The sequence below is a fragment of the Nonomuraea thailandensis genome (assembly GCF_024172165.1).
Classification (GTDB): Bacteria; Actinomycetota; Actinomycetes; order Streptosporangiales; family Streptosporangiaceae; genus Nonomuraea; species Nonomuraea thailandensis.
The window spans coordinates 11,597,029-11,609,934 of sequence record NZ_JAMZEB010000002.1; the positions used below are offsets into that span (position 1 = coordinate 11,597,029).

13 protein-coding genes are annotated in these 12,906 nt (G+C 72.8%); 8 read left to right on the forward strand and 5 right to left on the reverse strand.

From position 1 onward, the window contains the following. The first annotated feature begins 29 nt into the window (after window positions 1-29). Together HD597_RS58040 and HD597_RS58045 are read left to right on the forward strand one after the other, a co-directional pair. A complete protein-coding gene (locus tag HD597_RS58040; protein ID WP_253757333.1) occupies window positions 30-308 on the forward strand; it encodes a hypothetical protein in 279 nt (92 codons plus the stop codon). 88 nt (window positions 309-396) lie between these two features. Then, a complete protein-coding gene (locus HD597_RS58045; protein ID WP_253757334.1) occupies window positions 397-1,329 on the forward strand; it encodes an HpcH/HpaI aldolase/citrate lyase family protein in 933 nt (310 codons plus the stop codon). Here the strand turns inward: HD597_RS58045 and HD597_RS58050 are convergent. Both HD597_RS58050 and HD597_RS58055 read right to left on the reverse strand, forming a co-directional pair. After that, window positions 1,319-1,867, reverse strand: a complete 549-nt coding sequence (locus HD597_RS58050) for a DUF6529 family protein (RefSeq protein ID WP_253757335.1) — start codon at window positions 1,865-1,867, stop codon at window positions 1,319-1,321. The two genes, HD597_RS58045 and HD597_RS58050, sit on opposite strands and share 11 nt — an antisense overlap. Then, complete coding sequence (locus tag HD597_RS58055) at window positions 1,864-2,553, reverse strand: hypothetical protein (RefSeq protein ID WP_253757336.1); 690 nt, start codon at window positions 2,551-2,553, stop codon at window positions 1,864-1,866. Before HD597_RS58055 ends, HD597_RS58050 begins: the two co-directional genes overlap by 4 nt. Window positions 2,554-2,652: 99 nt before the next feature. Between HD597_RS58055 and HD597_RS58060 the strand changes: the two genes are divergently transcribed. Continuing rightward, window positions 2,653-3,639: a CPBP family intramembrane glutamic endopeptidase gene (locus HD597_RS58060; RefSeq protein WP_253757337.1), complete on the forward strand. Its 987-nt coding sequence runs from the start codon at window positions 2,653-2,655 to the stop codon at window positions 3,637-3,639. A gap of 342 nt (window positions 3,640-3,981) precedes the next feature. Next, on the forward strand, window positions 3,982-6,906 hold the full coding sequence (locus HD597_RS58065) for a DUF6242 domain-containing protein (protein WP_253757338.1): 2,925 nt from the start codon (window positions 3,982-3,984) through the stop codon (window positions 6,904-6,906). A 2-nt stretch (window positions 6,907-6,908) separates the two neighbouring features. On the opposite strand, the gene HD597_RS58070 is transcribed toward HD597_RS58065, so the two are convergent. Further along, window positions 6,909-7,292: an NUDIX hydrolase gene (locus HD597_RS58070; protein WP_253757339.1), complete on the reverse strand. Its 384-nt coding sequence runs from the start codon at window positions 7,290-7,292 to the stop codon at window positions 6,909-6,911. An 89-nt stretch (window positions 7,293-7,381) separates the two neighbouring features. Between HD597_RS58070 and HD597_RS58075 the strand changes: the two genes are divergently transcribed. The 4 genes from HD597_RS58075 to HD597_RS58090 all read left to right on the forward strand — a co-directional run bounded on the left by HD597_RS58075 (window position 7,382) and on the right by HD597_RS58090 (window position 10,866). Then, entirely contained in the window at window positions 7,382-8,008 is a 627-nt protein-coding gene (locus HD597_RS58075) for a DUF6758 family protein (RefSeq protein WP_253757340.1), read from the forward strand. Between the two features lie 40 nt (window positions 8,009-8,048). Further along, window positions 8,049-8,759, forward strand: a complete 711-nt coding sequence (locus tag HD597_RS58080) for an MBL fold metallo-hydrolase (RefSeq protein WP_253757341.1) — start codon at window positions 8,049-8,051, stop codon at window positions 8,757-8,759. Window positions 8,760-8,828: 69 nt separating this feature from the next. After that, a complete protein-coding gene (locus tag HD597_RS58085; RefSeq protein ID WP_308210914.1) occupies window positions 8,829-9,668 on the forward strand; it encodes a RecB family exonuclease in 840 nt (279 codons plus the stop codon). Window positions 9,669-9,693: 25 nt separating this feature from the next. Further along, a complete protein-coding gene (locus HD597_RS58090) occupies window positions 9,694-10,866 on the forward strand; it encodes an MFS transporter (RefSeq protein ID WP_253757343.1) in 1,173 nt (390 codons plus the stop codon). Here HD597_RS58090 and HD597_RS58095 read toward each other — a convergent pair. Beyond that, window positions 10,820-11,719: an oxygenase MpaB family protein gene (locus HD597_RS58095; RefSeq protein ID WP_253757345.1), complete on the reverse strand. Its 900-nt coding sequence runs from the start codon at window positions 11,717-11,719 to the stop codon at window positions 10,820-10,822. The two genes, HD597_RS58090 and HD597_RS58095, sit on opposite strands and share 47 nt — an antisense overlap. A gap of 13 nt (window positions 11,720-11,732) precedes the next feature. Beyond that, window positions 11,733-12,623, reverse strand: a complete 891-nt coding sequence (locus tag HD597_RS58100; RefSeq protein WP_253757347.1) for an alpha/beta fold hydrolase — start codon at window positions 12,621-12,623, stop codon at window positions 11,733-11,735. Between the last annotated feature and the right edge of the window lie 283 nt (window positions 12,624-12,906).

The window sequence follows — 12,906 nt, forward strand, 5'->3', positions numbered from 1 at the left end:
CGCCGCCGCCACGATCTCGTCTCCAGGACATGCGAACGATTTCCGCCGTGCTCGCCCTCGCGCTCGCGACCGGCTGCGGCGCCGCCACGTCCACGGCCCCCCCGATGGGCTGCGCCTCCGAGCAGCCCACGGGACCGCTGGACACGAAGGTGCTGTACCAGGACACGCTGGACTTCCAGCCGTACGACACGCCCGAGGCGCTGGCGCGGGAGGCCGCCGAGCTGGTCGTCGTGGGCAGGGTGACGGGCTGGCTGCCGGGGCCGGTGATCGAGGAGATCCCGGGGAGCCGCGCCTACCACGTGCTGTGACGGGTCCGGGTCGAGCCGTGCGGGGTCGACGGTCTCGTCGCCTGTCTCCAGGCGAACGGCTTCACGGGCTGACCAGTAGCGTGTGCGCATGCGCTCACGACGTTCTGTGCTCGCCGTGCCAGGCAGCAACCCCCGGTTCCTGGAGAAGGCCCAGACCCTGCCCGTGGACGAGGTCTTCCTCGACCTGGAGGACTCCGTCGCGCCGCTGGCCAAGGAGGCGGCGCGGGCCAACATCGTGACGGCCCTGCGCGAGGGCGACTGGTCGGGCAAGACCCGCGTGGTCAGGGTGAACGACCTGACGACCCAGTGGACGTACCGCGACGTGATCGAGATCGTCGAAGGGGCGGGGGCGTTCCTCGACTGCCTCATGCTGCCCAAGGTGCAGGACCCGACCGAGGTCGTCTGGCTGGACACGCTGCTCACGCAGATCGAGAAGACCATGGGCTACGAGGTGGGCCGCATCGGCATCGAGGCGCAGATCGAGAACGCCCGCGGCCTGGTGAACGCCGACGCCATCGCCGGGTCGTCCAGGCGGCTGGAGACGCTCGTGTTCGGCCCCGCCGACTTCATGGCCTCCATCAACATGCGCACCCTCGTCGTCGGCGAGCAGCCGCCCGGCTACGTCGAGGGCGACGCCTACCACTACATCCTCATGCGGCTCCTCATGGCGGCCAGGATGCACGACCTGCAGGTGATCGACGGCCCCTACCTGCAGATCAAGGACGTCGAGGGCTTCCGCAGGGTCGCGCAGCGGGCGGCGGCGCTGGGGTTCGACGGCAAGTGGGTGCTGCACCCCTCGCAGGTGGACGCCGCCAACGAGGTGTTCTCGCCGGCGCAGGAGGACTATGACCACGCCGAGCTCATCCTGGAGGCGTACGAGTACTACACCACCGTCGAGAAGCGCGGCGCGGTCATGCTGGGCGACGAGATGATCGACGAGGCCTCCAGGAAGATGGCGCTCGTCGTGGCCGCCAAGGGGCGGGCGGCCGGGCTGAGCCGTACGAAGAGGTTCACACCTTGAAGCCGACGGCGGTGAAGAACCAGAACGACGAGGTCAGCCAGAGACCCACGAGCGCCGTGAACGCCAGCCCGCCGAGCACCGGCAGCGTCCAGCCCGGCGTGTCGCGCTTGGGCAGGGCCAGCATCTTCGCGGTGAACACGCCATAGAAGAAGCAGCCGAGCAGCGAGTGCGCGAGCACGCGCGGGACGTCGTACTGCAGGCCGAGGGCGTACAGGCAGTGGAAGGCGACCGGGATCGTGAGCACGAACGCCAGCCGGCCCGACCAGCGGTGCACGGCGGGCGGGATCGTGATCCCGAGCTTGCCCCACATCGACAGGGCCGAGACCACCTGCACGATCGCCAGCACGAACGCGCCGGTGGTCAGCCACACCTTCATCGGCAGCGCCGCGGAGAAGCCCGCCACGCCGACGGCGAACCCGGTCGGCGTGTGAGCCCGCCCGTAGACGCCGAGCGCGAGCACCACCAGACCGCCGACGAGCAGCGGCACCAGTAACGTGGTCGCGCTGGGGGAGCGGCGCTGCTGGTAGGTGGCGGTCATTGCATCTCCTCGATGAAGCCGTCGACGTCCTCGGGGTTGACCGTGGTGCCGTCCACGGTGACGGGGGCGGTGGGCTGCGCGCTGTCGAGCTGCGGGATGTCGAGCTGCTCCTCCCCGGCGAAGGCGGCGCCGACCTGGTAGTAGCCGCCGTTCGGGTTCTTGATCATGATCCAGCCGGCGCGCAGCCTGGCGCCCCTGACGATCGCGGTGGCGCGGTACAGGCCCGACGGCTTGACCACCGTGGGGGCCGTGAAGTCCCACTTCCTGCCGCCGACGGAGACCCAGCCCTCGGCGCGGCCGCCGCCCAGTTCGGCCGTCACCTTGGAGCCGGCGTTCGCCACGCCCTTGAGCTGGAGCTCGCCGTCGGACTCCGAGCCCTTGAACCAGGCCTCGGTCCTGCCGTCGCAGAAGTAGCCGATGGCCTTGCCGTTCCTGATCGAGATGGCGATGAGGGCGCCGTTGCCCTCCACCCGGCCGCCGTAGTCGGCCTTGGCGATCTTCTTGGCCGCCGTCTGCGAGGGGGAGGGCGACGGCGCCGCCGAGCTCTCCTCCACGGGAGGTGCTTCAGCAGCGGTGTTGGCGGCCGTTTCCTCGGCCGCGGGTGTCGCGATGGTGCTGGCGACACCGAGCCCCAGGGCGAGCACTGCTCCCGCCGCGAGGGTGATGACAGGTCCCAGCCTTGACATGGACTGCTCCCAGGGTCGAATTGCCTACGACTCCGAGCATCCGCCTAAAACGGTGGACCGTCTGTGAACTAATGCGCATCAAGCGGACAGAATAGAGAGATGCAGGAAAATCCGGGGCCCCCATTTCCGTACGGTCCCCAGGCGGCCGGGTACCCGTACCCGCAGCAGGCGCCGCCCTGGTTCGTGGCCGTTCCGCGCGGGGCCCGGTTCGACCAGCTCGCCGCGATCCCGGGCGTGCGTCCGTGGCGGGCGATCGTCGGCACGCTGATCGTCGGCGCCGGGTTCCTGGCGATCGGCGTCGTGGTCGTCATCGGCTTCATGCTGGGGACGGAGCTCTTCGCCCTGCCCGAGGCGGTGAACCCCGAGACGGGGGTGCCGCGGGGCACGCCGTACGGGCTGGCCATGACGCTCCTGTCGATCGCGCCCGTGCTGCTGCTCGTGCAGGGCACCGCGGCGCTCGTCCAGCGGCGCCGCCCGGGCACGCTCTCGTCCGTGGTGGGACGGCTGCGCTGGTCCTGGATGGCGCGGTGCGCGGCGCTGGGCGTGCTGGCGCTGGCGCTCGGGCAGGGGGCGCAGTATCTCGCCCTGTCGATCTCCGGCGTGGACACCGGCATGTTCGGCTGGGCCGGGTGGCCGGTCTTCCTGCCGCTGCTCATCGTGATCGTGCTGCTGGTGCCGTTCCAGGCCGCGGCCGAGGAGTACGTCTTCCGCGGCTGGTTCATGCAGGCCGTCGGGGCGCACGTGCGCAACCCCGTGTGGGGCATCCTCATCGGGTCCGCGCTGTTCGCGTCGCTGCACGGGTACTCCTGGGCGGGGCTGGTGGACGTGTTCGCGTTCGGGGCGGTGATGGCGTGGCTGGCGGTGCGGACGGGCGGGCTGGAGGCGCCGATCGCGCTGCACGTGGTGAACAACGTGGTGGCCTTCGGGATCAGCGCGGCGGCGGGGGACATGGAGGACGCCTTGGACCAGGCGAAGACGCCGGTGCCGTGGCAGTCGTTGGCGGGGACCGTGGTGCAGCTCGGGGTGTATGCGTTTGGTGTGATGTATCTAGCTAAAAAGCAGTCAATCAGGACTATTTCGGAATAAATCCGGCGCAGGGTGCCGGGAATCTCGCTAGAGAGGTCTCGTAATTCCGGCTGAGTCATGCTGGTCTGGATGCTGTCGGGACGGCGCGGGACCCTCCGAGCCGCCCTGGAACGGTCCGCGAACGCGGCCTCGATCTGCCTGTACGACGAGCTCGACTAGGAGGTACGGCGCGTGGCCTCCGGCCCCAGTGAACCGCCACGGCGACCGCCTGAAGACGACGACCCTCGCTCCGAGGGCGCGTCCGAACCCCGTTCCCCTTCGGAAGAGCCCAGGATCCGCCACTCGCCGCCCGGTCCCACCGACGACCGGGCCAGGGGTTTACCGCTGACCTCGCCCTGGGGCATGCCGCCGTTCGCCGCTCCCGTCCCCGACGACGAGCCGCAGGAGCCGCCCAAGGGGCGCAGGCCGTACACCTCGCCGACGGCCGAGCCCGAGGACGAGCCGCGCCGGCGCCGCCGCGTCGTCAACCGGCCCGACAAGCTGGTCGCCGGCGGCCCGCTCCGCCAGGACACCGCCACGCCGCAGCCTGACGCCTCCGACGCGCCCCGCCCCGAGGCGGCCGCGTCCCAGGCGGGCGCGCCCGACGCGCCTCAGGCGGGCGCCACCGGGAGTCCCCGCCCGGACGGCGCCGACGCGCCTCGCCCGGACGCTGAAGACGCGCCCCGCCCCGATGGCGTGCCCCGCCCGCGCCCCGAGGGCGACGCGGCGGCGCCCGCCGCCGGGTCTCCGCACCAGGAGGCCCCGGCGGGCAACGGGGAGCGGCGGGACCGCACACCGCCGTACCGGCTGGTGTATCCCGTGCCGGCCGAGGCCCGCCAGGAGGCGGAGGAGGACCGCGGGGAGCCCGGTGAGCGGGACGAGACCGAGGTGCGGCGCGTCGGACGGCCCCCCGCGGGCCGCCCCACGAGGCCGGACCTGCTGGTCGCGACCGCCCCCGTGGGCGCGCAGGGCTCCGGCGGCCGGCACCACAGGGGCCCGGCCCCCGCCGCCGTACGCAGATCCAGCCCCGCCCGCCGGGGCACCAGGGCCATCCCGCTCGTCCTGACCGTCGCCGCCGCCGTCCTGGTGGCCACCGGCGTGCTCGTCTGGCAGTGGAGCGACGACGAGGCCGCCGGCCTGCGCCTGGAGGCGGGCACCGGACGTTCGGGCGACGAGCTGTTCACGGTCCCCGCCGCCGGCGTCGGCACCGACCAGAAGCTCAACGACATGACCTCGGTGGGCCGCGCCGTGGTGGCGGTCGGCAGCGACACGACCAGCCCCACCCCGCGCCCGCTCTTCCTGTTCTCCCCGGACGGCGGCAAGAACTGGCGGCTCGGCCAGGTCAACGGCGCCTCCACGGCCATCGTGCGGCACGTGGTCGGCGGCGAGGGCCGGTGGCTGGCCAGCGGCGGCGACGAGAGCACCGGCGAGCGCGGCCTGTGGACCAGCGCCGACGGTTACAGCTGGACGGCCGTGGAGGCGTCGGGGCTGGCCGCGTTCCGCGCCGGTGACCGGATCGAGGACATCGCGCGGACCGGGTCCGGGTTCGTCGCCGTGGGGCGTACGACGGGAGACGACGGCGGCACGGGACCCGCGGCCTGGCGCTCCGACGAGGGCCGGGCCTGGGAGCGCGTCGAGACGAGGGAGCTGGGAGTCCGGGAGCTCAAGGCCGTGGTGGCCAAGGGCGACACGGTCGTGGCCGTCGGAGTACCCGCGGACGGCGAGGGATCGCGGGTGCTGCGCTCGGCGAACGGCGGGCGTGACTGGCAGGCGACCGGCTTCCAGCTCCCCGAGGCCACCGACCCCCGCGCGGGGACGGTGGCGGTGCTGCCGAAACGGTTCGTGCTGGTGCCGACGCGGCGGCGCACGGTCGAGGGCGACGTACGCGTCTACTGCTCGCCGACCGGGGCGCAGTGGTCGCAGTGCGGCTCCATCGGCGGCCTGGCGGCCGAGAGCGTCGGCGTGGAGTCGGTGATCTCCTACCCGTCGGGCGTGGCCGCGATCAGCCCGGGCGTGATGGGCACGTACACGGTGCTGACCACCACGGACGGGCGTTCGTGGACGAAACGGGCCGATCTCGGCAACCTGACGGGCGCGACGCTGCGCGGGTTCACCATCTCCGACGGCGGCACCCTGTTCGCCGGCGGCGACCGCGCGGCCTCCGACGTCGACAACCAGCTCGTGCTCATGGCCGCGCCCCCGCGCGGCGACGCCGCGCGCGTGCAGCTCGGCGAGGTGGAGGGCCTGACCAGGATCGCCCGCGAGACGAACGCGCTGGCCGGCCACGACGGCCGGTACGTGGCCGTCGGCTCCGCGTCGGGCGACGCCGGCCTGTGGACGATCAGGAACTGGCAGAGCTGGAAGTCGATGAGCCTGGGCGGCACCGGCAGGCAGACGCTGGAGGACGTCGCGTACGGCAGCCGCGGCTGGCTGGCGGTCGGCGGCACCGAGCCGAACGTCGGCGTCACCGACCCCCTCCTCGTCACCTCCGCCGACGGCGAGAGCTGGAAGCGGGTCGACGTCACCGGCGGCCTGGCCCGCCGCCAGGACCATCCCTACCTGCGCACCGACGTGGTGACCGCGGGCAAGGAGGGCTACGTGCTGGCCGGGCAGTCCAGGGACCAGTCGGGCACGGTCACCGCCGCCATGTGGTTCACGCCGGACATGCGCAAGTACACCCGCTCCAGCAAGCTGCCGCAGGGCGGCGCCGGCGTGCGCGTGCACGACGCCATCGCCGGCGGCGACGGGTACGTGGCCGTGGGCGGCTCCGGCAGCGCCGACCAGGAGCGCACCGTGGTCTGGCACTCGGAGGACGGCGTCAACTGGGCCGCGCGCAAGAGCGTGTCCCCGCCGGACGCCACCTCGGCCGGGCTCCGGCGGATCACCGCCTACCAGGGCAAGCTGGTGGCCATCGGCACGGCGCTGACGAACGGGGCGCGGCGCGCGTTCGCCGCCGTCTCGGACGACGAGGGCGAGACCTGGGAGACGGCCTGGCTGCCCGCCGACCGGGCGGCGGCGGTGTACGACCTGGCCGCGGCGCAGGAGGGGCTGGTGGCGGTCGGCTGGCACGGCGTGCCGGGCGAGGGCGACAGCGCGGCCTGGACGTCGCAGGACGGGCTGTCGTGGAACCGCATGGCGCTCACCAAGGACCGCCTGGCGGGCCAGGGGACGCAGTGGTTGTCGGCGGTGGCCGTGGACGGCGCGGAGGTGGTGGCGCTCGGCCGGTCCACGACCTACAGCGCCGACCACCTGATCCTGTGGACGTCGAGCCTGACGTCGAGCAGGTAGGGCTACCGGCCGGGGAGCGCGTCCCACTCGGTCAGGGCCGCCAGCAGGCCCTCCGACAGCGGCAGGCGATCCAGGTCGGCGCGGTCGCACCACCGCACGTCCGCCGCGTCGTCCCCCGCGGCGGGCGTCCCGGCGGACACGGTGGCCAGATAGTCGCGGATCACGTACGTGACCCCGCCGGGCCCTGGCCGGTCCACCGTGCCGGCCAGCCGGCCCACCCGCACGCGCAGCCCGGTCTCCTCCAGCACCTCCCGGCGCACTCCGGCCTCATCGCTCTCACCGGGCTCCAGCCGCCCCCCGGGAAGGGACCACGACCCCATGCCGGGCGGGCGTCCCCGCTGGACGAGAAGCAGCCGGTCGGCGGCGTCGAAGATGATCGCGCCCACACAATTTACGCGCACATGACCAAGATTACGACGGGATAACGGGCACCGGCCTTGACGTGGCCGTGCCGGAGAAAGCACCGTGGGTAGTTGTGAGAGCGGCTCCGACCTGTCCACGGTGCTTTGGCCCGCTTCACGGGCCGAGCGCCTGGTCTAGTGCGTTTCGATGTGACACGCACGGCGATGTCCTGCCGTATCAGCCTCCGTGGCCGCCGACCAGCACCGCGCTAGAGGCGATACGCAAGAGCTCAGTCGTGCCCGTGTGGCTGCCCTGGCCGTTGCCTGCCGGCTGGCTGGTGACCGGCTTCGGCGAGGTGGGCGATCAGCGCACCGGCGCGCGCGCCAGCCTGGTCGCGCTGACCGGGCCGTCGCTGATGGAGGGACCGGCGGACCTGGTGCTGATCGCCGAGGAACCGGGCATCGGGCTGGGCGCCGCGTTCGCCGGGCTCGACGGGCCCGACCCCGGCGAGGGGTTCGACGCGGGCCCGCCCAACGCGAAGATCGCCGTGCTCGGCCACCCCACCGCGCTGTGGTGCGTGGACGGCCAGGACGACCGCGCGGTCTACGCGGGCGAGGCGATGGGCAACTGGCTGTGGGCGATCGCCTGGCCGGCCGACGCCGGATGCATGATCGCGCTGGCGGAGCTGTCGCTGCTGGACGCCCGTGACCACGAGCTGGACGTGCCGTTCGGAGCCTTTTCCCCAAGACTCGAAGATTAGCGATTCGCGCTGTCAGGGGAACGGACTAGAGTTCGGAGGCGTGACAGCGCGTATCGAGCGAGTGGTGACCGAAGGCGTCGTCGACATCGACGGCACCGAGCACAAGGTCGAGAACAATACCTGGATCGTGGGTGACGACGACGAGGTGATCGTCATCGACGCCTCGCGTGACGCCGACAAGATCCTGGAACAGGTCGGCGAGCGGGAGGTGCTGGCCGTCATCTGCACGGCGGGCCTGCCCGACCACGTGGGGGCCGCCATCGAGGTGGCCAGCAGGGACGAGGCCGTCGTGGCCCTGCACCCCAAGGACAAGCCCCTGTGGCGGGAGACCTGGCGCGAGACCTGGCCCGACATCGACATGGAGGACGACGGCATCTTCGGCGTGGCCGACGTCCAGCTCGACGTCATGGAGACGCCCGGCGTCTCGCCCGGCGGCGTGTCGCTCTACTGCGAGGCGCTCGGGGCCGTGTTCACCGGCAAGGCCCTGCAGGCCGACGGCCCCGGCAAGCTGGGCGGCGAGTATCCCGCCCTGGCCGACCAGCTCACCTCGATCGGCGGGCGGCTGTTCACGCTGCCCGGCGACACGCGGGTGCTGGCCGCGCACGGCGACGAGGTCACGATCGGCGACCTGGAGCCGCACTTCGACGACTGGGTCTCGGGCTCGCTGACCCGCGTCGACACCGAGGCCGAGAGCGAGGGGCCGCTGACCGACGGCACGAAGATCTCCGGGATCAAGCTGGGCGACGACTAGGTGACCGTCCAGGGCCAGCTACCGCTGGAAGGGATGCCGCGGCGGCTCTATTCGTGCACGCCGTCGCGGTTGAACACCTGGCTCGACTGCCGCCGCCGCTACCGGTTCACCTACCTCGACCGGCCGCAGCCGTCCAAGGGGCCCGCCTGGGCGCACAACAGCGTGGGCGCGAGCGTGCACAACGCGCTGGCGGGCTGGTGGCGGGAGCCGTACGACCGCAGGACCCCGCTGACGGCGTCCATCCTGCTCACGAACGGGTGGATCACCGAGGGGTTCAGGGACGCGGAGCAGTCGGGACGCTGGCTGGGACGGGCCCGCGACCTCGTGTCCGGATATGTCGCGACGTTGGATCCGTCCGACGATCCGGTCGGCGTCGAGCGCACGGTCGCCACCCGCACCAGGGTCATCGCCCTGTCCGGCCGCATCGACCGGCTCGACCGGCGCGGCGACGAGCTGGTCGTGGTCGACTACAAGACCGGCCGCCGCCCGCTCACGCAGGACGACGCCCGCTCCTCGCTGGCCCTGGCCGCGTACGCCGTCGCGGCCTCGGCCATGATGCGCACCCCGTGCCGCACGGTCGAGCTGCACCACCTGCCGACCGGCGAGATCGTGGAGTGGCGGCACACCGAGGAGTCCCTGGCCCGTCACCTGAGCCGCGCCGAAGAGGTCGCCATGGAGGCGTCGGAGGCGGACGACCGCTACCGGGGCGCCGTGGGCGCGCGGCCCGGGCCGCGCCGGCCTCCCGGCGAGCGCCAGACGATCGGCCCCGCCGAGGTGCCCGGCGACGTCGACAAGCTGTTCGCGCCCAGCCCGGGGCCGATCTGCTCCTGGTGCGACTTCCGCCGCCACTGCCCCGAGGGCCAGGCCGCCGGCCCCGAACGCCAACCTTGGGATGGTCTGGCCGAATAGCGGTTATGCACCCCATGTGAAACCTGTGGGGCACTTACCGGCCGTGGTGGCGCTGGGCTCGCTGTTCAACCCGCTGAACTCATCCATGATCGCCGTCGCGCTGGCCCACATCGAGGCCGAGTTCCGCGTCGGGATCGCCGCGGTGACCTGGCTGGCGGCCGGCTTCTACCTGGTCGGGATCATGGTGCCACCGCTGATGGGCACGCTGGCGGACCGGTTCGGGCCGCGGCCGGTGTTCTGCGCGGGGCTGGTCACGATGGCCGTCACCGGGGTGCTGGCCGCGCTGGCGCCGTCGTTCGCCGCGCTGGTGGCGGTGCGGCTGCTGCAGGCGTTCGGGAGCTGCGCGACGATGCCCGCGGGCATGGCCATCGTGCAGGCCGTGATGCCGGGCGAGGACGGCAGGCCGCCGCCGCGTGTCATCGCGACGATCTCGATGGCGCTCACCGCCAGCGCCGCCGCCGGGCCCGTGCTCGGTGGGTTCCTGGTCGCGCTGTGGGGATGGCGGGCCATCTTCCTGGTCAACGTGCCGCTCGCGGCCCTCGCGCTGGCCGTGGCGCTGCGCACACTGCCCGAGGTGCGGGTGGACGGCGCCCGGGAGGCCCTGCTGCCCCGGCTGAGCGGCGGGCTGCTGGCCACCTGCGGGCAGTTCGCGCTCGGGAACGTGGTCTTCTACGTGGCGTTCTTCGCGGTGCCGCTGTGGGCGCAGAGCGCGGCGGGCCTGCCCGCGCACGTCGCGGGACTGCTCGTGCTGCCGCTGGCGGGGCTCGGCATCGTGGCGACGCCCCTCGCGGTGACGCTGGCCAGGCGGGCCGGGCTGCGCGCGGTGCTGGTGTCGGGCTCGGCGCTGCTGCTCGCCGGCGCCTGCGCGATGCTCCTGGCGCGTACGGTGTGGCCCGTCCTGGTGGCCGCCGCACTGCTGGGCGTTTCGGCGGCCTTCACCCAGTTCGCGCTGAACTCGCTGGTCTTCGTGCACGCCGACCGGCGCGACACCGGGGCCGCGGTGGGCGTCTTCCAGGCGTCCAGGTACGTCGGCGCGGGCACCGCGTCGGTGCTGCTCGGCGTGCTGTTCGACCGGGCGGGGCTGGGCGGCGGCGCCTGGCTCATGGCGGGCGCCGCGGCGGTGGTGCTGGCAGGGGCCGTGCTGCTGCCCGTCAGGCGGCCCGGCCCGGCCAGCGGCGAGGATCGGTCAGGCCCTTGAGCCCCTTGCCGACGTCGTAGCCCGCCGCCCCCAGCCGCTCCCTCGACGCCCGCAACATCTGCCTGGTGGCGGGCATGAAGGCCCGGTCGTGCACGGGCTCGGGCAGCGAGTTCAGGCCCAGCCTGAACGCCTTCAGCGCGGCCGTGACCGTGGCCCGGGGCACCTCGGGCAGGACGCCGTACATCCGCCTGGCCCAGCCGGGCAGCGTGTAGTAGCACAGCGCGCCGAACGGGAAGTACGCCGGCTTGCCCGGCGAGAGCACGCGCAGCTCGCGCGGCAGCCGCGGCCACAGCAGGAACCGCACGGTCGAGGCCGCCTCCGGCGTCACGCGCAGGCTGGGGCGCAGCTGCTTGAAGTAGGCGTCCATCTCGGCGCACGAGCCGGGCACGTCGTCGAGGTGCAGGCCGACGTAGGTGGCGCTCCTGCGCTGCTCGTACAGGTAGCGGTCGGCCTGGCGCTCGCTGAGCCCGAGCCCGCCGCGCCTGGCCACCTCCAGGTACGACGACACCTCCGCGCAGTGCACCCACAGCAGCAGCTCGGGATCGTCCACCCGGTGGGTCCTGCCGGTCTCGGGATCGCGGACGCGCAGCGCCTTGTGGATGCCGCGCACCCGCCTGCCGATCTCGTCGGCCTCGCGCGGGCTGCCGAACGTCACCCGCCCCACGAAGTCGGCGGTGCGGCGCAGCCGGCCGAACGGGTCCTCCTGGAAGTTGGAGTTCTGCCAGACGCCCAGCATGGCGAGCGGGTGCAGCGCCTGCAGCATGAGGCCGCGCACCCCGCCCACCCACATCGAACGGTCGAGGTGCACCTGCCAGGTCGCGCTCTGCGGCGGCTGGACGACGATGTCTTCCATAGTAAGTACAGGGTTACACCGCATTGGACCTTATGTCCAAGAAGTGTTGCTCCGCCGCGTTCCAGAACCGCACCAGGGCCGCCGCGGTCGTCTCCGGAGCCTCGACGGCGGGGGAGTGCACCGCGCCCGGCACCACCACGCAGTCGGCCCCGAGCCTGGCCGCCATCTCCGACTGCAGCTCGGGCGGCCAGCCGTCGTCGTGCTCGCCGTACAGGACGAGCGTGGGCACCTCGATCTCGCGCAGCTCGTCGGTGCGGTCGTGCATGGACAGCACCTGCTCGGCCATGCACGACAGGCCCGTGGGGGAGTTGGCGAGCAGGCGCCTGTGCAGGAACTCCCGGATCTCGTCGGACACGTCCTGCGCCAGCGCCTCGGGCTCGAACCTGGACTGCCAGACGGCCTCCAGGCCCAGCGACGGCACCTCGTCCATGATCTTCCTGCCGTTGCGGGCCCGCCTGCCCTCGATCGCCCCGGGGCCCGAGCCCATCAGCGTGAACGAGGCGAACCGCGTGCGGCCGTCGATCACCGCCTCCCTGCCCACCAGCCCGCCGAACGAGTGACCCACCAGGTGGAGGGGGTCGCCGGCGCCGATGACCTGGGCGAGCAGGTCGACGTCGGCCCCGAGCGCCGCGCACGTGTAGGCGGCGGGGTCGTCGGGGCCCGCGGTCTCGTACTGGCCGCGCAGGTCGATCGCCACCACCCGGCGGCCCGACTGGGCCAGCGTCATCAGGACCGCGATGAAGTCTTCCTTGCTGCCCGTCAGGCCGGGGACCAGGAGCGCGGGCCAGCGCTCAACCACACCACTGACCGGAATCGCCTCCAGGGCCGCGAACGTGCCCTGTGGCGTCTCGATCTTCTGTGGTGTGACGCCTGGAGGCAGGTCGAGGAATCGCGGCGTACTCACGTGGGGCAACAATACCCAGAGGTCAGCGCCTCGACACCGGCATGCCTACTACGCTGGTGCGAGTTCTGAGGAGATGTGAGGTTTGCGCGATCCCGAGATCCGGCCCCGCCGCCTCGTGGGACGACGTGCGGAGGGTCTTCGGCCACGTGGCGCCCATTCCGGGTGCCGCCGCGGGTGATTCCGGCTCCTGGGGCCGGGGATCCGCGCCCGCTCCACCCCGGCCGGTGCCAGGGAGCGCCGCCAGAGGCTCGTAGACGGCGCTGAGCGGCCCCCTGCGGCGCCG

Excerpts from the sequence above, each read along its gene's own strand:
- HD597_RS58095 (WP_253757345.1), bottom strand. The coding sequence starts at position 11,719 with ATGGAAGACATCGTCGTCCAGCCGCCGCAGAGCGCGACCTGGCAGGTG.
- HD597_RS58045 (WP_253757334.1), top strand. The coding sequence starts at position 397 with ATGCGCTCACGACGTTCTGTGCTCGCCGTGCCAGGCAGCAACCCCCGG.
- HD597_RS58055 (WP_253757336.1), bottom strand. The coding sequence starts at position 2,553 with ATGTCAAGGCTGGGACCTGTCATCACCCTCGCGGCGGGAGCAGTGCTC.
- HD597_RS58065 (WP_253757338.1), top strand. The coding sequence starts at position 3,982 with ATGCCGCCGTTCGCCGCTCCCGTCCCCGACGACGAGCCGCAGGAGCCG.
- HD597_RS58050 (WP_253757335.1), bottom strand. The coding sequence starts at position 1,867 with ATGACCGCCACCTACCAGCAGCGCCGCTCCCCCAGCGCGACCACGTTA.
- HD597_RS58060 (WP_253757337.1), top strand. The coding sequence starts at position 2,653 with ATGCAGGAAAATCCGGGGCCCCCATTTCCGTACGGTCCCCAGGCGGCC.
- HD597_RS58040 (WP_253757333.1), top strand. The coding sequence starts at position 30 with ATGCGAACGATTTCCGCCGTGCTCGCCCTCGCGCTCGCGACCGGCTGC.